The sequence below is a fragment of the Clostridioides sp. GD02404 genome, assembly GCF_045898275.1.
GTDB lineage: Bacteria > Bacillota > Clostridia > Peptostreptococcales > Peptostreptococcaceae > Clostridioides > Clostridioides difficile_A.
In genome coordinates this window covers 22,310-44,038 of sequence record NZ_JBJOCA010000025.1, presented here as the reverse complement: position 1 = coordinate 44,038, position 21,729 = coordinate 22,310, and the positions used below count along the sequence as shown (strand labels likewise).

The 21,729-nt window shown below is 27.0% G+C and carries 26 protein-coding genes and 1 riboswitch; of the genes, 14 read left to right on the top strand and 12 right to left on the bottom strand.

Features of this window, described 5'->3' with window-relative positions; all coding sequences use genetic code 11:
* Positions 1-13: 13 nt before the first annotated feature.
* From Q3287_RS14655 to Q3287_RS14635, 5 genes are all read right to left on the bottom strand, one after another.
* Positions 14-679: a DUF969 domain-containing protein gene (locus tag Q3287_RS14655; RefSeq protein WP_054270161.1), complete on the bottom strand. Its 666-nt coding sequence runs from the start codon at positions 677-679 to the stop codon at positions 14-16.
* 212 nt (positions 680-891) lie between these two features.
* Positions 892-1,488 carry a GNAT family N-acetyltransferase gene (locus Q3287_RS14650; RefSeq protein ID WP_054276611.1) on the bottom strand — a complete coding sequence of 199 codons (597 nt, stop codon included), beginning with the start codon at positions 1,486-1,488 and terminating at the stop codon, positions 892-894.
* A 205-nt stretch (positions 1,489-1,693) separates the two neighbouring features.
* A complete protein-coding gene (locus Q3287_RS14645; protein WP_054270163.1) occupies positions 1,694-2,170 on the bottom strand; it encodes a flavodoxin domain-containing protein in 477 nt (158 codons plus the stop codon).
* Positions 2,171-2,172: 2 nt separating this feature from the next.
* Positions 2,173-2,574: an FMN-binding protein gene (locus tag Q3287_RS14640; protein ID WP_054270164.1), complete on the bottom strand. Its 402-nt coding sequence runs from the start codon at positions 2,572-2,574 to the stop codon at positions 2,173-2,175.
* Positions 2,558-3,178: a TetR/AcrR family transcriptional regulator gene (locus Q3287_RS14635; protein WP_407964321.1), complete on the bottom strand. Its 621-nt coding sequence runs from the start codon at positions 3,176-3,178 to the stop codon at positions 2,558-2,560. The genes Q3287_RS14640 and Q3287_RS14635 overlap by 17 nt, the downstream gene beginning before the upstream one ends.
* Before the next feature lie 340 nt (positions 3,179-3,518).
* Positions 3,519-3,562, top strand: a riboswitch (PreQ1 riboswitch).
* A 101-nt stretch (positions 3,563-3,663) separates the two neighbouring features.
* On the opposite strand from Q3287_RS14635, the gene Q3287_RS14630 reads away from it, so the two are divergent.
* From Q3287_RS14630 to Q3287_RS14575, 12 genes are all read left to right on the top strand, one after another.
* The gene (locus Q3287_RS14630; RefSeq protein WP_407964320.1) at positions 3,664-4,632 is read left to right on the top strand and encodes a nucleoside hydrolase; all 969 of its coding nucleotides are present in this window, start codon (positions 3,664-3,666) and stop codon (positions 4,630-4,632) included.
* Position 4,633: 1 nt separating this feature from the next.
* Positions 4,634-5,197: an ECF transporter S component gene (locus tag Q3287_RS14625; RefSeq protein ID WP_407964319.1), complete on the top strand. Its 564-nt coding sequence runs from the start codon at positions 4,634-4,636 to the stop codon at positions 5,195-5,197.
* Positions 5,198-5,202: 5 nt separating this feature from the next.
* Positions 5,203-5,892 carry a radical SAM protein gene (locus Q3287_RS14620; protein ID WP_407964318.1) on the top strand — a complete coding sequence of 230 codons (690 nt, stop codon included), beginning with the start codon at positions 5,203-5,205 and terminating at the stop codon, positions 5,890-5,892.
* A 160-nt stretch (positions 5,893-6,052) separates the two neighbouring features.
* Entirely contained in the window at positions 6,053-6,781 is a 729-nt protein-coding gene (locus tag Q3287_RS14615) for a DNA alkylation repair protein (RefSeq protein ID WP_407964317.1), read from the top strand.
* 13 nt (positions 6,782-6,794) lie between these two features.
* Positions 6,795-7,448 (top strand): DNA-binding protein, encoded by a 654-nt coding sequence (locus tag Q3287_RS14610; RefSeq protein ID WP_407964316.1) that lies wholly within the window; start codon positions 6,795-6,797, stop codon positions 7,446-7,448.
* Positions 7,449-7,473: 25 nt separating this feature from the next.
* Positions 7,474-8,343, top strand: coding sequence for a hypothetical protein (locus Q3287_RS14605; RefSeq protein WP_054276619.1), 870 nt, complete (start codon positions 7,474-7,476; stop codon positions 8,341-8,343).
* A gap of 15 nt (positions 8,344-8,358) precedes the next feature.
* Entirely contained in the window at positions 8,359-9,030 is a 672-nt protein-coding gene (locus Q3287_RS14600) for a response regulator transcription factor (protein ID WP_054270172.1), read from the top strand.
* Positions 9,020-10,252: a sensor histidine kinase gene (locus tag Q3287_RS14595; RefSeq protein ID WP_407964315.1), complete on the top strand. Its 1,233-nt coding sequence runs from the start codon at positions 9,020-9,022 to the stop codon at positions 10,250-10,252. The genes Q3287_RS14600 and Q3287_RS14595 overlap by 11 nt, the downstream gene beginning before the upstream one ends.
* A 155-nt stretch (positions 10,253-10,407) precedes the next feature.
* Positions 10,408-10,725, top strand: a complete 318-nt coding sequence (gene trxA, locus Q3287_RS14590) for a thioredoxin (protein ID WP_021384467.1) — start codon at positions 10,408-10,410, stop codon at positions 10,723-10,725.
* A gap of 16 nt (positions 10,726-10,741) precedes the next feature.
* Positions 10,742-11,620 carry an NAD(P)/FAD-dependent oxidoreductase gene (locus tag Q3287_RS14585; protein ID WP_054270174.1) on the top strand — a complete coding sequence of 293 codons (879 nt, stop codon included), beginning with the start codon at positions 10,742-10,744 and terminating at the stop codon, positions 11,618-11,620.
* Positions 11,621-11,893: 273 nt separating this feature from the next.
* Positions 11,894-12,262, top strand: coding sequence for a helix-turn-helix transcriptional regulator (locus tag Q3287_RS14580; RefSeq protein WP_054270175.1), 369 nt, complete (start codon positions 11,894-11,896; stop codon positions 12,260-12,262).
* Between the two features lie 2 nt (positions 12,263-12,264).
* Positions 12,265-12,636, top strand: a complete 372-nt coding sequence (locus Q3287_RS14575) for a NifB/NifX family molybdenum-iron cluster-binding protein (RefSeq protein WP_223195934.1) — start codon at positions 12,265-12,267, stop codon at positions 12,634-12,636.
* 134 nt (positions 12,637-12,770) lie between these two features.
* Here the strand turns inward: Q3287_RS14575 and Q3287_RS14570 are convergent, their stop codons facing one another.
* Positions 12,771-13,226 carry a hypothetical protein gene (locus Q3287_RS14570; RefSeq protein WP_054270177.1) on the bottom strand — a complete coding sequence of 152 codons (456 nt, stop codon included), beginning with the start codon at positions 13,224-13,226 and terminating at the stop codon, positions 12,771-12,773.
* Between the two features lie 38 nt (positions 13,227-13,264).
* Complete coding sequence (locus Q3287_RS14565) at positions 13,265-14,530, bottom strand: ArsB/NhaD family transporter (protein ID WP_054270178.1); 1,266 nt, start codon at positions 14,528-14,530, stop codon at positions 13,265-13,267.
* A gap of 468 nt (positions 14,531-14,998) precedes the next feature.
* On the opposite strand from Q3287_RS14565, the gene Q3287_RS14560 reads away from it, so the two are divergent.
* A complete protein-coding gene (locus Q3287_RS14560) occupies positions 14,999-16,450 on the top strand; it encodes a sodium:alanine symporter family protein (protein WP_054270179.1) in 1,452 nt (483 codons plus the stop codon).
* Between the two features lie 177 nt (positions 16,451-16,627).
* Here Q3287_RS14560 and Q3287_RS14555 read toward each other — a convergent pair whose 3' ends face one another.
* Entirely contained in the window at positions 16,628-17,056 is a 429-nt protein-coding gene (locus Q3287_RS14555; protein WP_074178310.1) for a hypothetical protein, read from the bottom strand.
* A 271-nt stretch (positions 17,057-17,327) separates the two neighbouring features.
* Between Q3287_RS14555 and Q3287_RS14550 the strand changes: the two genes are divergently transcribed.
* Positions 17,328-17,942: a hypothetical protein gene (locus Q3287_RS14550; protein ID WP_407964314.1), complete on the top strand. Its 615-nt coding sequence runs from the start codon at positions 17,328-17,330 to the stop codon at positions 17,940-17,942.
* Between the two features lie 186 nt (positions 17,943-18,128).
* On the opposite strand, the gene ribE is transcribed toward Q3287_RS14550, so the two are convergent.
* From ribE to ribD, 4 genes are all read right to left on the bottom strand, one after another.
* Complete coding sequence (gene ribE / locus Q3287_RS14545; RefSeq protein WP_021384489.1) at positions 18,129-18,590, bottom strand: 6,7-dimethyl-8-ribityllumazine synthase; 462 nt, start codon at positions 18,588-18,590, stop codon at positions 18,129-18,131.
* Between the two features lie 104 nt (positions 18,591-18,694).
* Entirely contained in the window at positions 18,695-19,888 is a 1,194-nt protein-coding gene (locus Q3287_RS14540; RefSeq protein WP_407964313.1) for a bifunctional 3,4-dihydroxy-2-butanone-4-phosphate synthase/GTP cyclohydrolase II, read from the bottom strand.
* Positions 19,889-19,910: 22 nt separating this feature from the next.
* Positions 19,911-20,576 carry a riboflavin synthase gene (locus Q3287_RS14535; protein WP_407964312.1) on the bottom strand — a complete coding sequence of 222 codons (666 nt, stop codon included), beginning with the start codon at positions 20,574-20,576 and terminating at the stop codon, positions 19,911-19,913.
* A gap of 32 nt (positions 20,577-20,608) precedes the next feature.
* Positions 20,609-21,721 carry a bifunctional diaminohydroxyphosphoribosylaminopyrimidine deaminase/5-amino-6-(5-phosphoribosylamino)uracil reductase RibD gene (gene ribD, locus Q3287_RS14530; RefSeq protein WP_074178306.1) on the bottom strand — a complete coding sequence of 371 codons (1,113 nt, stop codon included), beginning with the start codon at positions 21,719-21,721 and terminating at the stop codon, positions 20,609-20,611.
* Positions 21,722-21,729: the final 8 nt, after the last annotated feature.

Below are 21,729 nucleotides of genomic sequence, written 5' to 3'. Positions count from 1 at the left end.
CTCCTAAATAAATCTATCTCTTGTGACTCTTATTTAATTTCTTATCATATAAAGTAAATTGAATTGTAGCAACTACAAGTGCTATTACTGCCATGATAATATTGGCCTTTACAATGTTAAGTCCAGTTACATTGTATCCGAACTGAGTCAGTGTAGAAGCTATAAGCAATACTCCACTACTACCTGCAAATAGATTTTGACCATAAAAGTTTCCATAGTTTTCTGATGCAGCAGACAATGCTTTTATAGCTTCTTCATCAGATTCTTTTAGTTCGTCACTATTACTTAAACCAGCAGCTTGTGCCATCGGATTAACGAGTGGTCTCACAAACTGAGGATGTCCACTCATTCTTATTGATAGAGCACCAGCTACTTGTCTAGCTATCATATATATAGTAAGTACTTTTCCTGTTGTAAGTTTCTTTAATTTTTCTATTAGGGAAACAGCTCTTTGTTTCAATCCATATCTTTCTAACACACCAATTACTGGTAATGTTAGTATGAATAATGATACACCTCTGTTTGAAACAAAAGAGTCACCCAAGATTGTAAAGATTTGATTAAAGTCTAATCCTGCAACAATCCCTGTTGCTATGCCTGCTAATAATACAGTAAATAGTGTATCCATTTTAAGTATAAAACCAATTACGACTATCAAGATACCAATTAATTTTATCATGAATTATTCTCCTTCCATTTTTCTATATTTTAAATTTAAATTCGGTTAGTAAATAAAGATAAACTCTTTTTATAGTATTTGCTTTAATAAGACTATTATTATGAAATTTAAGAAAAAAATAGAGAAGATGTTTAAAATATTAAAATTAATATTTTAAATATCTTCCCTATTTTTTCTTTTGTTCATATTTTATAGATTAAATTATATTAAATCTAAAGTGCTATTAAATTAATATTCTCATTTAAAATAGCAGCTATTTCTTTGGAATTAACTTGTTTGATTGTTTTTATAGAATTAGGATTTTTAGAGTGATTACCTATATGTTTTTCAAACAACATAACATCATGCCAACAATCAAATTTATATCCTGTATTGTGATAAATCCCACATAGTTTGAAACCAAATCTTTGATGAAGTTTTTCGCTTTTTATATTTGGTGACGTAATACTAGCATACAAATTTTGAATATTTTGTAACTTCAATATATCTATGATTGAATTATAAAGAGCAATTCCTATTTTATTACTAATAAATTTCTTATCAACATAAATTGATAATTCAACATTCCATTGATAAGCAGTTCGTTCATTGTGTTCATGAGCATAGGCATATCCAACAATTTTTTTATTAATTAAACAGACTAGGTAAGGATATTTTGAACAGATTTCTTTTATTCTGTTTTTAAAATCATCAATGCTTGGAATGCTATACTCAAAAGTAATTGCAGTATCAGTAATATATGGAGTATATATTTCCAATATTTCTTCTGCATCCGTTTCATTAGCAATCCTAATTTCAATATATTTCATAAATATCATCTCCAATATAATAAATGTAGTAGAATTTTCTTATATAATACATAGGTCTAAATAAATATAAGAAAATATTGTATAATATATAATATTGTATAGATATATAACTACTTTATCAATATTTACAAACTTCAGAGTATATTTATAATACTACATTTTAGATAATTTTTTTATCTTGTAAGGAGATTTGAAATAAATAATTTTATTTATTGAGATTTCTTAAAAAATCGTCTATACTATCTTGTGATATTTTAAAACTGTCATAATTACCTTTTGAAACCGACTTCATAATAAGCTTATCTAAAAATTTCATCTTTTCTAATCGAGCTTCACTACCAAAAATTCCAATTGCATTTGCATTTTCTAATAAAGATGCTGGAAAGTTTGATTTTAGATATTTATCTGCCTGTTCAGAAAATCCACAACAAAGGAATACACCAACTCGTTTTTTGTTTAATAATTCTATATTATCATTACACAATATACGAATCTTTTTTGAAACTGAACCAACATATATAGAACTTCCAATAATAATTGTATCAAATTTTGATAATTCAATTTTAGGATTACTATCATTGATATCAACAATAGTGATATTGTCTGATAGTTTATTTTTTAGTATGTTTGCACAGTCTTTCGTACAACCATATTTACTTGAATATATAATAATAGTATTCATATTTATTCTCCCTTTCTCAAAGCATTTTCTACAGCCTTTCGTATAGTATCACTGCTATAAGTCGCAGATGTTATAGCATCTACTTCTAAAGATTGTTGTTCAACTATATTTTTTATGATTTTTTCACCAGGTTTACCTAAAAGAGTGTCATGTTCTAGTATCTTAATATTTTTAATTCTGCCATTATTAACTTCAACAGATACAGTAGCCTTCACAAGTTTATTATCAGCACTTCCTGTATAAATACCATTTTTCACATTAGCAGGGTTTATATTTTTTACCACTAATTTTTCTGGCTTTAAGTTAGTTATAATTAAAATAATAATGCATATAAACACAAGAAATAGGATTATAGATATTTTAAAAACTTTTTTCTTCTTATTAGTTTCATTGTGGTTTTTCATTGTAAAGCCCTCCTACTAAAATATCTAAGAAATTCTCTATAATTTGAGTGAAATTATGTAAGGAATACAATTGATTTTCAACAATACATAAAACAAATCCTAATAGTGCACTTATAAGCATCCATGAAGTTTTATCTACGTTTTGTTTAAATATACCCTGCTCAATTCCAAGGAAAAGAAGTTCATCTAGTATTTCTATACCATTATTAGTAGGTTCACTATTTGTACTTTCAGATGCAAATATAATGTTCATCCTACTATGCATAATAGCTTTTGACATTTCAGGTTCACTTGAAAGAGTCTTTATAAAACTAGTCATAATTTCTATGATTTGCTTATCTATTGGGAGAGATGAGCAATTATGTATAATATCAATAGCATTACTTTCTACAGTGTTATAAAGTTTTTTTGTCATATCGCTGATAATCTCTGCCTTGTCTTTGTAGTAAAGGTAAATTGTAGTTGGAGAATAATCTATTTTTGAAGCAATTTTTCTTATTGATAAGTTTTCATATCCATATTGATTGATAATTTCTATGCTAGCATCCATAATTTTTTTCTTCATTTCTGCTTTTTCATTTTCACGTCTTTCTTTAATACTCATATAATCACCTCATAACTTAACAGTGTTAATTTAATTTACGATGTAATTATATGCTTTATATTTAATATTGTCAATAAACTATGAATAATATAATTTAATAAATTTTTATAGCTGAAATCTTTAAGTTATTAATTGTAATAGTTTAACTATTGTTGTATAATAATAATCGGTTTAAAAGTGCCACATTTTGTTAAAGTTAGCTTATAATTTTAAATAAACTTTAACAAGACACATCAAAATATAATAAATTCTTTTATACTACAAAATTCATTTTGTAGTTATTAAATCAGATGGAACTTTTTTGAAGGTCTACAATAAATAGACTAAAACAATACTAACATCTGTACTTGTTCGAGAACTCCAAGTATAAAAAACTAAGGAATTATATAGTGGCAGTATATAATTAATACCCTTAGACACACCTTTTTGAAAGTGGAAAAAAGATGTGTAGTTCTCCTCGACCACAAATCAAGGAGGATAAAAGTATGGAAAAAAGAAAAGTAATAATTGATTGTGACCCAGGAATTGATGATTCTTTGGCCATTCTTCTAGCTTTAAACTCACCAGAGCTAGAAGTACTTGGAATTACCACATGTTGTGGAAATGTTCCAGCAAATGTAGGTGCAGAAAATGCACTAAAAACACTTCAAATGTGCTCTTCACTAAATATACCAGTATATAAAGGAGAGGAAGCACCACTAAAAAGAAAACTTGTAACAGCTCAAGATACACATGGAGAAGATGGTATTGGAGAAAACTTTTATCAAAAAGTGACAGGAGCTAAAGTAAAAGATGGGGCAGTAGATTTTATAATAAATACTTTACATAATCATGAAAAAGTATCAATAATAGCACTTGCACCACTTACAAATATAGCTAAGGCACTTATGAAAGATAAAGAAGTCTTTGAAAATCTTGATGAGTTTGTGTCTATGGGAGGAGCATTTAGAATTCATGGAAATTGCTCTCCAGTAGCAGAGTTTAACTATTGGGTAGACCCACATGGAGCGGATTATGTTTACAAGAATTTATCTAAAAAAATTCACATGGTAGGTTTGGATGTAACTAGAAAAATTGTACTTACTCCTAATATTATTGAGTTTATAAATAGACTTGATGAGAAAATGGCAAAGTATATAACTGAAATAACTAGGTTTTATATTGATTTCCATTGGGAGCAGGAAGGAATAATTGGTTGTGTGATAAATGACCCTCTAGCAGTAGCATACTTTGTAGATAGAAGTATTTGTAAAGGATTTGAAGCATATGTAGAAGTCGTAGAAGATGGTATAGCTATGGGTCAATCTATAGTGGATTCTTTTAATTTCTATAAAAAATGTCCTAATGCAATTGTTCTAAATGAAGTTGATGAAAATAAGTTTATGTATATGTTTTTGAAGAGGCTTTTCAAAGGTTATGAAGACATTATAGACTCTGTGGAAGGAGTGATATAGTGTGAAAAGAAAAATATGTGTAAAAACTATTACACTTATAGCTTTTGGTATCTCTATAAATATAATAGGGGCGTTTATAGCTATGGGGTTAAGATTACCTATATACTTAGATTCAATAGGAACTATAATGATAGCATCGCTTTTAGGTCCTAAATACGCTGTAGTTACAGGTGTGTTTGGAAGTTTAATAAGTGGAATTACATTTGATGTGTATTCTCTTTACTTTGCACCAGTTCAGATATCAACAGGTTTACTTGCTGGAATAGCATTTAAAAAGAATTTTTTAAATGGATTAAAAACTCCATTAGGGGTATTGTTATTTGCTATTCCAACATCTATAATAAGTTCAATAATTTCAGCTTTTCTCTTTGGAGGTATGACATCATCAGGTTCTTCCTACATAGTACAAATTTTGAAAGTATTAGGATTAGGAGATGTATTTAGTGTATTTGTAACTCAAGTATTCACAGACTATGCAGACAAATTGGGAGCAGTTGTTTTAGTGAATTTAGGATTAAATGCAGTTCCAAAAACTTTAAAACTATCATTGACTGGAGGAAGATAGAAAAAATGGATAGATATAGTGAAATAACAAATAAAAATCAAAGAGAAATTGTTTTACTTAAAGGATTTCCCTGTATATGGGGAAAGTGTTCTTTTTGTGATTATATAGATGATAATTCTAATTTAGAAGAAGAAATGAACAGGTTAAATATAGAGATTTTGAAAAATATAACTGGAAAATATGGAGTTCTTGAAGTCATAAACTCTGGTAGTTGTTTTGAATTACCAAAAGATACTTTAGCAGAAATAAAATGTATTATAAAAGAGAAGAAAATAAAAAAATTATTTTTAGAAAGTCATTGGTCTTACAAAAATAGGATTAAAGAGATGAGAGACTATTTTGGAATTCCTATAGTATTTAAAATTGGAGTTGAGACTTTTGACAATGATTTTAGAAATAACATTTTAAATAAAAATGCAAAATTTAAAACACCAGAAGATGTAAAAGACTATTTCGATTCACCTTGTATTATGGTAGGAATTGAAGGTCAAACAAAAGAGATGATAGATAGGGATATAGAGATTATATCAAATGATTTTGAAAAAGCAACTGTGAATGTTTTTATAAATAATTCTTCAAGTATCAAAAGGGATGAAGAGTTAGTTAAGTGGTTCACTAATAAATATAAATATTTAGATGAAAATCCAAATATAGAGGTTTTATATAATAATACAGATTTTGGTGTTGGAGATTAGTAAAGTTTTTAAGTCTGTATTATATTGCAGTAAATATTAATTTAATTTAAACTTTAACTTAAAAAATTTAGTATATTTTTAAAAAGGCTTCTGATACTTGGAAGCTTTTTTTTATGTACTTTTATGTTACAATAAGGAAAAGGAATTAAGGAGTAAATAAATGATGTTTAATAGGGAAAAATGGAATAAATTAGAGTATAAGAAGCTCCTAGAATATATGAAATCTATACAAGATATCAAGTATAGAGATTTTAATAAAAAGCTCATACCAAATACAGAAAATATAATAGGTATTAGGGTTCCTAATTTGAGAGAGTTATCTAAAGAAATAAGTAAAGGAAATTGGAAGGAATTCTTAAATGTATCAGAGGATACATATTATGAAGAAACTGTATTACAAGGCATGGTAATTGGTAATATAAATAGCACATTTGAAGAGACTCTATATTATATAGAAAGGTTTGTACCTAAAATTAATAATTGGTCAGTTTGTGATGGATTCTGTTGTGGCTTGAAATGTACAAAAAAATATAAAGAAAACATGTATGATATACTTAAAAAATATGTTTATTCAGAAAATCCATGGGAAATTAGATTTGCATTAGTTATGTTTTTAATATATTATGTTGATGATAAACATATTGAAGAAATCTTTGAATGTTGTAACAATATACAAAGTGAAGAATATTATGTTAAAATGGGAATGGCGTGGTTGCTATCAATTTGTTTTATTAAATATGAAGAAGAAACATTTCTCTATATAAAAAATAATAACTTAGATGATTTTACGTATAATAAAATGTTGCAAAAAATAATTGAATCTAATAGGGTAGATTCAGAAAAGAAAAATATAATAAGGGGAATGAAGAGAAAGACAAGAAGATATTGACGGAGGAGTATTAATGAATAACAACGAGGAAAGAATTGACAAATTTTTAGAACTTCAAAGTAAGGGGATTAAGTTTACAGAGATAGCCCGAAATCTAAAAATTAGTCAAAGTACTTTAAGAAATTTTTTAAATAAAAAAGGATATAAATCAGAAAAAGGTAAATACATATTAAAAGACGAATTAAATTATAATGAAAATCTGGATAAGAAAAACTTGGAAGAAGAAAATTTTAAAAAAAATATAAGTGATAGAAAAAAAGTAAGCACCAAAAAAAAGAATTCTAATGAAAAGGTTTTGAGTAAAGGCATTGAACAAATCAAGTTTAATGATACTGATTTAAAAAATACAAAATCAAAAAAAAATGTTAAGCCTAAAAAAGATAGAAAAATAAATATAACTCAGGAAGACTTAGATAAGCTTTGTGAAGTATATGATTGGTATTTAGAGGTAAAGGATTATAATATAAAGCCAAAAAAAATATCTAATAAAAAAGATGTACATATAGATGATGAATCCATAGATGAATTAAAAACAACAAGAATACGTATAGATAAAGAAGTATGGAATGATTTTGAAAGACTTTGTAGTAATTCAAACTTTGAAAAGCATCAAATACTTACACAAGCATTGAAAGAATTTATGAAAAAGTATAAAAATCTACTATAAAATATTACTATATGAGGTGCTTAATATGAATAAGATAATAAAAAAATCAATTTTTTTAATGATTATATTAACAATATTTGTTTTTACACTTACAGCATGCGAAAAAGATGAACAACCTGATTCAGCTGATATTCAATCTGAAGATAAGGAAGATTCAGCTGGTATTCAAGTTGAAGATAAGAATGAGGTAAAAATAGATGAAGAAAATGCAAAAGTATTAAATATAGGTAAATCAGAGATTATAAATGTAGATGAAGGTGATAAAGTAGACACATCCACAAAGATAGAAAATAATTCGACATTTAATATATCAAATATTGAATTAGTATATAATGAATATGATGAGAATAAAAAAATTATTTCCTCAGATAGTAAGGCTTTGTTGGATATGACTCTAATGCCTGGTAAAGTTGCTTATGTAGAGTGTGCGCACAAAACTTTTACAAAGAGTGTGGAAGTTTATGCATATGAGTATGAAGCAGAAGGTAAGATTGTGTATATTAATTTAAAAGAAAATGATATTAATATAAGAAATAACAATATTAAGCTAGAAAATAGTAGTCAGTATGAGGTATTATCTACATCAGAACTTAAAAAAGTAAATGAATCAAAAGAGGGAATCACATATCAAATAAAAGTAAAAAATTCATCATCAAAAGATTTAGGAAATATTATCCTTAAGACAGCAGAAGTTAATGAAAATGGAGAATATTTAGTGGTAAATCGTATACCATCATATAAAATTTTAAAGGCTTCAGAAGAGACAGATATAGATATACTATGTTCAACAAAAGCAAAAAGTGTTGAAATAGTGGGATACACATACGATGATATAAAAGAAAAAGCCAATGTAGATATTGACTTAAAATCTCATAAAGTTAAGATAGACAAATAAAGGCAGGGGATATTTATGAAGGTTTTGATAGTTGAAGATAATAAAATACTTTTAGAAAGTGTAGTAGAAGAACTTAGTAAGCATTTTGAAACTGAAAAATGTGAAGATGGAGAAGAAGCTTTATACTTAGTTAATCAAAATATATATGATTTAGTTATTTTAGATTTAATGCTTCCTAGCATAAATGGAATTGATATTTTAAAAAGAATGAGAGTTAATAATATAGACACACCTGTGCTTATATTGACAGCCAAAGAAGCATTAGATGATAAAGTAGAAGCATTTACCATAGGAGCTAATGATTATTTAACAAAACCTTTTTATATGGAAGAATTAGTAGCAAGAGTGTACGCTATATTAAGAACTAATGGAAAAATAAAAGAAAGAAATGGAATAGAATTTAAATCTTTATATTTGGATACATTAGAAAAAAGAGTATATATTGAAAAAGAAGAAATAAAGTTACAAAATAAGCAGTTTAACTTGCTTGAATATTTTGTCTTAAATAAGGGTTCAATTTTATTAAAAGAGCAGATTTATGATAGAATATGGGGAATTGATTCAGATGCAACCATTGAAATAGTTGAGGTATATGTAAGTAATTTAAGGAAAAAACTCAGTAAATATGGATATGATAAGTATATTAAAACTAAACGTAAGGTAGGATATATATTCGATGATAAATAAGAATGTATTCACTAGTACTAAAAATCATCTAATAAAAATGTATATTGTTGTAGTGGGTAGCTTTTTAATAATATTTTCTATATTTATATATTCATATTTTAGAGGATTAACATATAGTGGAATTGATAGTGAGATAAATGAGGAGCTTGAATATATAGTTTCTCAATTTAAAAGAACCTCGTTTTTAAATCCAATAAGACTTAAAGATCCAAAAGATATGGTCTATGTGTATGAGGATGGTAGAATAAGTTACTATACTCAAAATGAGTATTTTGATGAGTTACTTCCAGATAGAAGATTGGATAAGAAAAATTCATTTTTTAAATATACAGAAAATGGATATACCTTTAGAGAATTAAATGTAGATGTAGGAAGATATCAAATACAGATAATTAGAAATATCGACTCTGAGATGAACTCTTTAAAGCAACTTACATCCGTTCTTATAATTGGTATACTGATTTCTGTAATAATTACTTACTTTGTTGCTGTGTATCTTACTAGAAAAGCTTTAATTCCAATAGAAACTGCATGGAGAAATCAAGCTAAGTTTATACAAGATGCTTCTCATGAATTAAGAACGCCAATAACAATAGTTTCATCAAAATTAGAAAGTATGTTAAAATCCCCAGAGAGTACAGTAAATGATGAAGTTGAAACAATAGCTACTGCAATGAAAGAGACAAGAAGGCTTAAAAAAATGATAACTGATTTATTGTCTCTTACTAAAGAAGATTCCATTGTTAAAGTCAACTTGGAAGAAGTAGATTTAGAAAGATTGCTTGAGGAAATATCAGAAGATTATATTGATATTGCAGAATTTCAGGAAAAAAAATTTGTATTTAATTCTGAGCTTAAGAATAAAGTTATAATAACGGATAAAAATAAATTAAGACAGCTTATATTAATTTTTATTGATAATGCTTTTAAATACACAAAACAATGTGATGAGATAGTATTAGAATTAAAAGAAGATATAGAAGATGAAGTAACTTTATTTATAAGAGATACTGGTATAGGTATAAAAAAAGAAGAAATACCTCTTATATTTGATAGATTTTTTAGAAGTGAAAATGTAAGAAATAAAGATTTAGAAGGGTCTGGAATAGGTCTTTCAATAGCTCGTATGATTAGTTTGAATTTGGATATTGATATAAATGTAACTTCAGAGATAGGTATTGGAACTACATTTGAATTATCGATACCACAAAAGTTAAAATAATAAAAATATAAAAAGCTGTTTTTAGAAATAAAGAATGGGTATACTAATTAGTATAAAATAAAATATAAAAAGACCCTATAAAAGTAAAATTATATTTATGAATTTCATAGTATAATTGTATAGGGATAATTAAAGTTTATAGGAGGATTAAAAAAATGGCAAAAGTTATAAATACATCTGAATTTAGAAGTAGTGTTGAAGGTAGTAAAGGAGTAGTTGTAGTGGATTTCTTTGCAACTTGGTGTGGACCTTGTAACATGTTAGGGCCTGTATTTGCAGAGTTAGGTGAAGAAATGAAAAATGAAGCTAGATTTGTAAAAGTTGACATAGATGAGAGTTTAGAAATAGCTCAACAATTTAGTGTATCTACAGTGCCAACTATGATTATATTTAAAGATGGAGAACCAGTAGAAACACTAATTGGATTTATGCCAAAGAACAAAATTGAAATGAAAGTAAAATCATATTTATAAAAAATGGGTGAGTGTTATGAGATATGATATAGCTATAATAGGTAGTGGTCCTGCTGGATTATCTGCTGCTATAAATGCAAAAATAAGAAATAAAACAATTATCATGTTTGGTAGTGATAATTTAAGTAATAAGCTTGTTAAAGCTCCTTCAATAGATAATTATTTAGGTTTTTATGATATAAGTGGAGATGAATTAAAAGACAAGTTTAAATCGCATATAGATAGTATGGATATTTCAATTGAAAATAAGAGAATAAATAATATTTATGCTATGGGAGAATACTTTGCAATAATGTCTGGAAATGATATGTATGAAGCTACTACTGTAATTCTTGCCACTGGTGTAGAATACACTAGACCAATTAAAGGCGAAGAAGAATTTCTAGGCAGAGGAGTAGGGTATTGTGCTACATGTGATGCACCACTTTATAGAAATAAAAAGGTGGCAGTTATAGGATATAATGAAGAATCTAAAGAAGAAGCAAATTTTTTAAGTGAATTAACTTCAAAAACTTATTTTATACCTATGTACAAAAAAGAGAATCTTATGAGAGGTTCAGATAACTTAGATGAATCTATTGAAGTTATACATGATAGACCCGTACAAATAGATGGAGATAAACTTGTAAACAAAATATCTTTTAAAGAAAACCACATTGAAGTTGATGGAGTATTCGTTATAAAAGATAGTACAGCTCCAAGTTCATTGATTCCTGGAATAGAAATTGAGGGTATCCATATTAAAGTTGATAATGATATGAAAACTAGTATAGATGGATGCTTTGCTGCTGGAGATTGTGTTGGAAAACCATATTCTTATATAAAAGCAGCAGGTCAAGGACAAATAGCAGCTTTAAATGCTGTTTACTATTTAGATAAATTAAAGAGAATTTAATATTTATACTGAGTAACTTTTTAAACATATTTATAAAAAACTGCTTTAAAATAATAAAATTATTTTAAAGCAGTTTTTTATTTATTAATTCTTATTATTTAAATTATCTTAAATGTATTTTTAAGTATATTTCTTTGAGAAATTTCTAAAGTTATAATAATAAATATCTAAATTATTTATAATATATCCCAAAATTTAAAAATAATGGTTGAAAAATCTAATTAAGAGTACTATAATTTAATTAAGTAATTACTTAATCAAAAAGAGGTATTTATGGAAAATTTGGTTAAAATATTTAAAGCATTGAGTGATGAAACTAGAATTAACATACTTATATTAGTATCTAAGAGAAATATATGCCAAAAAGGAATTTCTAAATATCTAGGAATTTCAGATTCTGCTGTTTCACAACATATAAAAATATTAAAAGATGTTGGAATAATAACAGGGCATAAAGAAGGATACTACGTTTTATATCATATTAATAAAGAATCATTTAATATATGTGTAGATTTTATAAACTCTATGTTAAGTAATTCTAGTGAAAGCTTTATAGATGTATTTGATATAAATACAATACATCTAGGATGTAGTAAAGAGTGTAAATCTATTAAAAAATGTTGTAAGAGAAGGGAGAAATAATAATGAAAGTATGTATACCAGTAGAAGAGAATAAAGGATTGGATAGTAAACCATATGGTCATTTTGGTTCTGCTCCAATTTTTGTTGTGTGTGATTTAGAGAGTGGAGAAGTTAAATCTCTAGATAATGGAGATTTAGGGCATGAGCATGGAAAGTGTCAACCACTAAAAGCATTATCAGGCACAGTTGTGGATGCAGTAGTAGTTGGAGGAATAGGACAAGGTGCTATAATTAAATTAAATGGAATGGGAATCAAAGTTTATAGAGCAGAAGCAGATACTATAAGTGCTAATCTAGACTTACTTAAAAATGGAAAATTAGTAGAATTTCCATCAAATCATACTTGTTCACATGATGGATGTGGACATCATTAAAAATAAGATAGCTGATGAAGCATATGCTTCATCAGCTATTTTCTTTTTTGATAAATAAAGTTTTGCATTTCAAATTTTCAAATTTAGGTTTTCATGATTTTCTGGTGGATTTTAAAGTTTATAAGTATACTAAACTAGATTTTTTTTGTATGTTGCTCTATATAGTTAATATCATTTAGTATATCATTAAGTTCTTTATTAAGTGTTTTCAAATCATCACCATCCACATTGTAGTTTAAAAATAGTTCCTCTACATTATCAATGATAGAATTAACTTTCCTAGTAACTTCAACAAATGTTTTGAAGTTACTACTATTCTTAGCATTTAAAAATTTGTTTAAATCCTTTGATATAAATGACATTATTTCATATTCATCGTTAAACAGACCTCTACCAATAGGATATGGTTCAATTCTTTGTAAAAAATATTGATCTTTAGCATTAATATTATAAGTATAAGATATTTCCCAACCGTCTCCTAAATCAAACTTGATAAAATACAATGTACTACTTACTTTTGATATTTTTGTTGCTCCAAGTTGCCTTAAAAGAACTTCAATTGAATCTCCTTGAACAGTATTAATATTCATATATACACATCCCCTTTAGTATTATTATACTATATTTTTTAAAATTTTATAATTAAATAAAAAGTAGATATAATAATAGATATAATCATAAGTGGAAAACCTATCTTAAAATACTCTTTAAAAGATATAGGATGCCCATGTTTATTACCTATACCTGCTAGTACAACATTGGCAGATGCTCCTATCAATGTACCATTTCCTCCAAGACAAGCTCCAAGAGATGTCGCCCACCATAATGGCATAACATCAATTCCTTCAGCTTGCATAGTCAAAATAAGAGGAATTAATGTTGCAACAAATGGAATATTATCTAAGAAAGAAGAAACTATTGCTGATAACCATAATATTAATAACATTGTAAATACAAGATGGCCTTCTGTAAGTCCAATCAATGCTTGAGCTAATTTGTTTATTATGCCAACTTCTACTAATCCACCAACTACTACAAACAAGCCCATAAAAAATAAAATTGTAGACCATTCAATACCAGCCATAATTTCATCTACATCTTGTTTTCCTATAAGAAGCATTATAGATGCTCCTGTTAGTGCAACAACAGAAGAGTCTATGTGGATTGTACTGTGAAACATAAAACCAAAAAGTATAAATGCTATTACTATAAGACTTTTTATAAGTAATGGTTTATCTTTGACAGATTTTTTTTCATCAAGTTTTAATATTGTATTTTTAGCTTTGTCATCTACAATAAGTTGTTTGCCATAAATAAATTTGAAGCATATTATAGTTACAATAAGTATTACTATAACAGCAGGGCCTAAATTTATTACAAAATCCATAAAACTAAGATTAGCAGCACTACCAATCATAATATTTGGAGGGTCACCTATAAGAGTAGATGTTCCTCCTATATTGGAAGCTAAAATTTGTGTTATTAAAAAGGGAACTGGATTAAGTCCCAATATTTGTGTGATAACTATAGTCATTGGACCAATAAGTAAGACAGTGGTAACATTATCTAATATAGCAGATAAAATAGCCGTTATAATAGCAAAACAAATCATTATTTTCCACGGGTCTCCTTTGGCTTTCTTTGCAGTCCAGATAGCTATGTATTCAAATAGCCCTGAGTTTTTGACAACAGCGACAAATAGCATCATACCAACTAATACACCAATAGTGTTGAAATCTATATGGCTCAATCCTTCATCAAGTGTAAGTATATTGAAAATTATCATTAATAGTGCACCACCAACAGCTGCTACAGATCGGTTTACCTTCTCTGTAATAATAGCTGCCATAACTATTAAAAATATACATATAGCTATTATTTGTTGAAATTCCATAATATAAGTACCTCCATTTGTATTATTTTGTGCCTAATGCTAGTACTATATATAGTATTACTTTTTTATTGTTTTTTCAATGGATGCATAAAAGTATATTATTTAACAAAGTTTCTGAGAAATTGACAGAATTTAAAGAAAATTTTTGTTATTTAAATAAATTTTAAAATAATCTCATTAGTAATAATATTAAACGACAAACAAAAAAATATACTATTAGAAATAGAATTTATTGTATTTAGAAGTAATTATAAAATATTAAATATATCTATATTATAAAAACAATAAAAAAAAATTGATTTTGAATATAAAACTGCAATATATTAAAAAAATTATTCATTTCAAACCTTGTAATTTGATTTTATAAATATTATAATTAAATTAATGAATTTTTAACAAGGAATTATTCATTTTTTTGATTTTAAGATTTATTAAGAAAACAAAACTAAATAGGGGGTAATTAATATAATGGATTTTTTAAATGGTATTTTAACAGGCATTAATAATGCAGTAGTATTTGTAAACAATTACTTATGGTCGTATATCTTAATTATAATGTTGGTTGTAGTTGGTATTTACTTTACTATTAAAACAAATTTTGTACAATTCAGATATTTTATAGAAATGTTTAGACTTCTGGGTGATGGTACAGCAAATAAAAGTGCAAAAAAGGAAGGGAAGATATCTTCATTCCAAGCATTTTGTATAAGTACATCTTCAAGAGTTGGGACTGGAAATATAGCTGGAATAGCAATTGCAGTAGTGGCAGGTGGTCCTGGTGCTGTATTTTGGATGTGGCTTATAGCATTAATTGGTTCTGCTTCTAGCTTTGTTGAGAGTACATTAGCTCAGATTTACAAAGTTAAAAATGGTCAAGCTTTTAGAGGTGGTCCAGCATATTATATGGAGCAAGGTCTAAATAAGAAATGGATGGGAGTTTTATTTTCAATACTTATAACTATATGTTATGGTTTTGTATTCAATGCAGTTCAAGCAAATACTGTTTCGCTTGCATTTAATAATGCATTTGGAATAAGTAAAATGGCTATGGGAATAGGTCTTGGAATTTTAACTGCAATAGTTATTTTTGGTGGAGTACATAGAGTTGCAAAAGTTTCTGAGATAATAGTTCCTGTATTTGCAGGATTATATATATTGGTTGCTTTAGCTATAGTTGGAATGAATATAACAGAGATACCAAAAATTATAGCGTTAATAGTTGAAAGTGCATTTGATTTTAAAGGAATGGCAATTGGTACTTTTATGGGAGTTGTAATGACTGGAGTGAAGAGAGGTCTATTCTCTAATGAAGCAGGTATGGGTAGTGCTCCTAATGCTGCTGCAACAGCACATGTAACTCATCCAGTAAAACAAGGTTTAATTCAATCTTTAGGTGTTTTTACTGATACTATAATCATATGTAGCTGTACAGCATTTATGGTATTATTATATTCAGATTATGCTAGTAGTGGGGCAACTGGAATTGAATTGGCTCAAGAAGCTTTAACTCATCATATAGGACCAATGGGGAACATATTTATAGCAGTTTGTATATTCTTATTTGCATTTAGTTCTATAGTAGGTAATTACTATTATGGAGAATCAAATATGGAATTTATGAGTGGAAGCAAGACTAAACTTAATATATTTAGAGTTTTCGTTGTAGGTATGGTTTTATTTGGTTCTCTTACTCAAGTAGAAGTAGTTTGGAATCTAGCAGACTTATTTATGGCATTGATGGCTATAATAAACTTAATCGCAATATCGCTTTTAGGAAAGTATGCATTTATCGCTTTAAAAGATTACACAAGTCAAAAAAAATCTGGAATAAAAGACCCTGTATTTATTGCAGATGAAATAGAAGGTTTAGAAAATGTATCAGAGTGGCACAAGGAATTACCAGAGGAAAATTTAGGATAAGAAATCACAAAACTATTTTGATAGATTGAAGTACACGTAAGTTATATAAATAAAATCTTTAATTAATTTATATTACTGGAATTTTTAATTCCAGTAATATTTTTTATTATATAGTTTATTTTTTAAAATAGTTTACTTACTATAAATTTTTTCCTAAGATTTATTTTCTCCAAAATGTTATATAATTAAATCTTGTAAATTGTATTCAAAACTTTCTAAGTGATTACAAAATAATCTAAACTCTTCTATAGTTTTGATTTCTTGTAAATTTCTCAAATCTATCATTATATTACTGTATTTATGCAACATAAAACTCATATCATATATTTCACATTTAACAAATCCATCTTGATAACTGTACTTATAAGGTTCATATTTTGAAAAATTTGACTCAAAGTATTTTATTTTAGCATAGCACAATTTGTGTATGTTGAACAAAAGAGCCAGAACAGATTCTTTAACTGCAAACTTGTGTGTGAAGTATTTTATAGTGTGGTATTTACCATGTTTAAACTCCCAAATTAAATTCTCATTTAAAGTAAGAGAATATTTTTCTATAAGGTTACGTTTATCTGGTGTTAAATCTTGTATTGAATATGTTTTCATAATTTATTCTCCTCATAAATATTTAATAAGCACATATTAAATCATAGTATTTTATTGCCACTTACTCTTAATTATATTGTATTGTATATTAAAAAAATAATAAAATAGATAATTAGTATAGTATTAATCTATGTTATAAATAAAAACAATAGCTTTAATAGTAATATATATATCTTTGTGGCATTTTATATTTAGAGTCGTATTTATAATTATTTTAAGATTTTTAAAGTAACTTTGATGATTAATTTATATCTTAGAGGGGGTATGCAAATTGTTCAATAAGAAGGAATATATTGTTGTAGTATGCCATGATTGTTTTATTTTTTATAATAAAGATAATGACCTAAAAGAGAGTGTATCATTTTCAATACATCCCATTCCAAATGTGCCTTTTTATTATTATCTATTTGAAGGAGAGACTGAAAAATTTATTAGAGATATACAAGCAAAAGTTTCTATTAAGAAATCAGCTTTGTATATATTAATTCCAGATGATGCATTAAGTATAGACATAAAAATATTGCAAGAATTTTTTATGCAGTTAGGATGTCGAAAAATAATTTTTTCTAAACAAAATATTGTTTTGAGTAATTGTGAAGAAAATTATATTTCCATATCCTTTACAAGTAGAGTAATTGCCATTTCATATGTAAAAAATGGAGGAGCTGAAGCAGTAGATTTTTTTGATTACAATGAGATTGATTTTAAGAATCTGTCTTATATCGTTAAAAACTTACATAATGATTGTGTATATTCTGAGTTAAAAATATATGTGAATAATATAGGAAGTTCTAATAATTATGAAGATATTGGAGAGATAGTTCAGGTAGATGATATTATAAATAATTTCAAAAAACTATATATTGAAAAAAATACATCAAGATAGAATTGTTAGTATATAAAAGTATACAGGTTTTATATATTCTAATGGGTAGGAGGTTAGATATATTATATTTGAAATTATTAAGTACCAAAAGAACAAATATGTTTTGTCCTTTTGGTATTTAGTATTTTATGTTATTTAGACAGATTTTAATATTTAATCAATACTACTATTTAATAATGATGTTGTTTAATCTAGAGATTTAAATAAATTTACCATTTCTAATGCACTCATAGCGCAATCATAACCTTTATTCCCAGCCTTTGTACCTGCTCTTTCAATGGCTTGTTCAATATTTTCTGTAGTTACGATTCCAAAAATAACAGGCAATTCATTGTCTAAAGATACTTTTGCTATACCCTTAGATACTTCGCTACATACATAATCATAATGAGATGTAGCTCCTCTTATAACACATCCTAAACAGATTATAGCATCATACTTACCACTTTTAGACATTTTCTGAGCAACAAGAGGTATTTCAAAAGCTCCAGGTACCCAAGCTATTTCTATATTCTCTGGAGAAACATCATGTCTTAAAAGGCAATCTTCAGCACCTGATAAAAGTTTTGATGTTATAAATTCATTAAAACGAGAATTTATTATACCTATCTTTAAATCTTTTCCAATAAGTTTTCCTTCATATATCATTTTTTATTTCCTCCAATTTTATTTATGTTATAGATTTATATTTATAAATATATTTAATATTAATTGCAAATAATTACTTAGTAGAAAAAAATCATATTAATAACTTATATAATATCCAATAGATGTCCCATTTTATCTTTTTTAGTTTTTAGATATAGCTTATTAAAGTCATTAATCTCTTCGTTAATAGGAACTCTATTGTTGATTTTTATTCCATATTTCTCTAACTGATTTATTTTATCAGGATTATTACTTAAAAGGCTTATACTTTTTATGTTTAAATTTTTTAGTATTTGAGCAGCCATATAAAAATCTCTCATATCTTCTTCAAATCCAAGCATTAGATTTGCTTCTACAGTATCATAACCTTCTTCTTGAAGTTTATAAGCTTTAATTTTATTTAAAAGACCAATACCTCTACCTTCTTGTTTCATATAAATTAAAACACCATTTCCATTTTCTACGATTTTCTTCATAGAAGATTCTAATTGTAATCCACAATCACATTTTAAAGAGTGGAACACATCGCCTGTTAAACATTCAGAATGAAGTCTAACTAGAGTATTTTCTTTATTTATATTTCCATAAGTAAGGGCAATATGTTCTTCATTTGAATATGTATCTTTATATCCTATGATTTCAAAGTTACCATATTTTGTTGGAAGGAAAGCGCTAGATACCTTTTCTATAGTAGTTTCATTTGTTTTACGATATTCTATAAGGTCTTTTATAGTGATAATTTTCAAATTATGTTTTTCTTTAAAAATCATTAAATCATCAACTCTTGCCATTGTACCATCATCTTTCATTATTTCACATATAAGACCAATTTCTTTAAACCCTGCAAGTCTAGCTAGGTCTACAGAAGCTTCTGTATGTCCATCTCTAACAAGGACTCCACCAGTTTTTGCTATTAGAGGGAAAATATGACCAGGAGTTTTGAAATCCTTACTTGTAGAATTCTCATCACAGAATAATTTTACAGTTTCAGCTCTTTCATATGCAGATATACCAGTTAGAGTATCTGCACCATCTATAGTAACAGTAAATGCTGTTTGAAATGTATCTGTATTTTCTCTGACCATAAGAGGTATATTTAAACTTTTAAATTTTTTTTCAGTAGCAGGTAGACAAATTAGACCTCTACCATATGTAGCCATAAAATTTATTGATTCAGGGCTAGCCATCTCAGCTGCCATCAGTAAATCTCCTTCATTTTCTCTACTTTCATCATCAACAACAATTACCATCTTTCCATTTTTTATATCTTTTATAGCTTCTTCAATAGTATTAAACATATAATTCACTCCTTTATCATTTTTAAAAACCATTTTTAAATAGAAAATCTTTATCTATATTTGATTTACAATTACTACTATTAGAATTTAATTCCTTGTAGTTATTAATCATAAAATTATTAACATACTTTCCAATTACATCACTTTCTAAATTAACAAAGTCTCCAACATTTTTTGTTAAAAGAGTAGTATTCAATTTAGTATGAGGTATAACAGAAACTTTGAATATTTCATCATCCAAATATGATATAGTTAAACTTACACCATCAATGGCAACTGAACCTTTAAGTATCATTGATGATAAGAGTTTTTTTACTGGTCGTATGTTCACTAAAACTGCATTTTCGTCTTTTTCAAACTTACAAATAGTACCTTTACCATCAACATGCCCTGTTACTATGTGACCTCCGAATCTTGAAGAAAGGCTCATGGCTCTTTCAAGGTTTACTTTGTCATTTGTATTTAATGAGCCTAAATTTGTAGAACGAATTGTCTCCATCATAACATCTGCTGTAAACTCATTTTTTCCTAGTTTTGAAACAGTTAGACAAACTCCATTTACAGCAATGCTATCTCCAAGATTTGTACCATCTAATATTTTGTTTGATAGTATGGTTACTTGTCCGCTTTTGCCATTAGCAGTAATTTTTCTAAGTATTCCAACTTCTTCTACTATGCCAGTAAACATTATGACCTCCTTTGTACATATATTCATAAAATTTATTTTAAAACATCAGATTCTATCAAAACATCTCCATCTATTAAAGTTACATCATTAATTACTAGTTGTGTTGAATCTGCTAGACGAGTTACTCCTTCTCCAGAAACAAATGTAGGTGCGTCTTTACCACCTATAATTTTAGGGGATAAAAATAGTTTGACCTTATCAACTAATTTATTTCTAAATAGACTGTCATTAAGTGTAGAACCCCCTTCAACTAGTACAGAATCAATGTTTAGTTCTCCTAGTTTATACATTACAAATTTTAAATCAACTAAGCCATTTTTCTTAGGAGAAATTATGACTTCAACATTCTTTTCTTTTAATACTGATAATTTTTTACTGTCTTCACAACATGTGAAAACTATAGTTTTACTAGTTTTATCTTTAACTAAATTACTGTTAACTGGTAATCTCAGATTTGTATCTATTACTATTCTTGTAGGATGAGACACTTCATCTTGATTAAGTCTACAAGTTAGCAAGGGATTATCATTTAAAACTGTGTTTATACCAACCATTATACTATGATACTTATTTCTGTATTTATGAGTTAGGTATCTTGAAGACTCATTAGATATCCATTTTGATTCTAGTGATTTTGTAGCAATTTTACCATCTAGACTTACTGCCGATTTTACAATACAAAGAGGTTTTTTATTTTTTATGTAATAAAAGAATATTTCATTTAATTGTTTTGCTTCTTCTTCTAATATTCCTACAGTAACATCAATGTTGTTATCTTTTAATTTTTTTACTCCATTACCACAAACAAGTGGGTTTGGGTCTAGTGTAGATATGACAACCCTTTTAACTTTATTTTGAATAATTTTATCAACACAAGGTGGTGTTTTACCATGATGAGAACATGGTTCTAAATTCACATAAAGAGTAGAGTCTTTTAAACTTTGTTTAGCACTGTTTATAGCATTTACTTCAGCATGATTAGAGCCGAATTTCTCATGATATCCTTTGCCTATTATCTCACTATCTTTAACAATTACACACCCAACCAGTGGATTTGGACTTGTAAAACCTTCCCCTTTTTTAGCTAATTCAAGAGCTTTTTTCATATAATAAATATCTTTTTCTTTTTGATTCACAAAATTCAAGATGTGTA

Bases quoted from the DNA above. Each gene is read 5' to 3' on its own strand.
- Q3287_RS14655 (WP_054270161.1), bottom strand. From the start codon at position 679: ATGATAAAATTAATTGGTATCTTGATAGTCGTAATTGGTTTTATACTT.
- Q3287_RS14650 (WP_054276611.1), bottom strand. From the start codon at position 1,488: ATGAAATATATTGAAATTAGGATTGCTAATGAAACGGATGCAGAAGAA.
- Q3287_RS14645 (WP_054270163.1), bottom strand. From the start codon at position 2,170: ATGAATACTATTATTATATATTCAAGTAAATATGGTTGTACGAAAGAC.
- Q3287_RS14640 (WP_054270164.1), bottom strand. From the start codon at position 2,574: ATGAAAAACCACAATGAAACTAATAAGAAGAAAAAAGTTTTTAAAATA.
- Q3287_RS14635 (WP_407964321.1), bottom strand. From the start codon at position 3,178: ATGAGTATTAAAGAAAGACGTGAAAATGAAAAAGCAGAAATGAAGAAA.
- Q3287_RS14630 (WP_407964320.1), top strand. From the start codon at position 3,664: ATGGAAAAAAGAAAAGTAATAATTGATTGTGACCCAGGAATTGATGAT.
- Q3287_RS14620 (WP_407964318.1), top strand. From the start codon at position 5,203: ATGGATAGATATAGTGAAATAACAAATAAAAATCAAAGAGAAATTGTT.
- Q3287_RS14615 (WP_407964317.1), top strand. From the start codon at position 6,053: ATGATGTTTAATAGGGAAAAATGGAATAAATTAGAGTATAAGAAGCTC.
- Q3287_RS14610 (WP_407964316.1), top strand. From the start codon at position 6,795: ATGAATAACAACGAGGAAAGAATTGACAAATTTTTAGAACTTCAAAGT.
- Q3287_RS14605 (WP_054276619.1), top strand. From the start codon at position 7,474: ATGAATAAGATAATAAAAAAATCAATTTTTTTAATGATTATATTAACA.
- Q3287_RS14600 (WP_054270172.1), top strand. From the start codon at position 8,359: ATGAAGGTTTTGATAGTTGAAGATAATAAAATACTTTTAGAAAGTGTA.
- Q3287_RS14595 (WP_407964315.1), top strand. From the start codon at position 9,020: ATGATAAATAAGAATGTATTCACTAGTACTAAAAATCATCTAATAAAA.
- trxA (WP_021384467.1), top strand. From the start codon at position 10,408: ATGGCAAAAGTTATAAATACATCTGAATTTAGAAGTAGTGTTGAAGGT.
- Q3287_RS14585 (WP_054270174.1), top strand. From the start codon at position 10,742: ATGAGATATGATATAGCTATAATAGGTAGTGGTCCTGCTGGATTATCT.
- Q3287_RS14580 (WP_054270175.1), top strand. From the start codon at position 11,894: ATGGAAAATTTGGTTAAAATATTTAAAGCATTGAGTGATGAAACTAGA.
- Q3287_RS14575 (WP_223195934.1), top strand. From the start codon at position 12,265: ATGAAAGTATGTATACCAGTAGAAGAGAATAAAGGATTGGATAGTAAA.
- Q3287_RS14570 (WP_054270177.1), bottom strand. From the start codon at position 13,226: ATGAATATTAATACTGTTCAAGGAGATTCAATTGAAGTTCTTTTAAGG.
- Q3287_RS14565 (WP_054270178.1), bottom strand. From the start codon at position 14,530: ATGGAATTTCAACAAATAATAGCTATATGTATATTTTTAATAGTTATG.
- Q3287_RS14560 (WP_054270179.1), top strand. From the start codon at position 14,999: ATGGATTTTTTAAATGGTATTTTAACAGGCATTAATAATGCAGTAGTA.
- Q3287_RS14555 (WP_074178310.1), bottom strand. From the start codon at position 17,056: ATGAAAACATATTCAATACAAGATTTAACACCAGATAAACGTAACCTT.
- ribE (WP_021384489.1), bottom strand. From the start codon at position 18,590: ATGATATATGAAGGAAAACTTATTGGAAAAGATTTAAAGATAGGTATA.
- Q3287_RS14540 (WP_407964313.1), bottom strand. From the start codon at position 19,888: ATGTTTAATACTATTGAAGAAGCTATAAAAGATATAAAAAATGGAAAG.
- Q3287_RS14535 (WP_407964312.1), bottom strand. From the start codon at position 20,576: ATGTTTACTGGCATAGTAGAAGAAGTTGGAATACTTAGAAAAATTACT.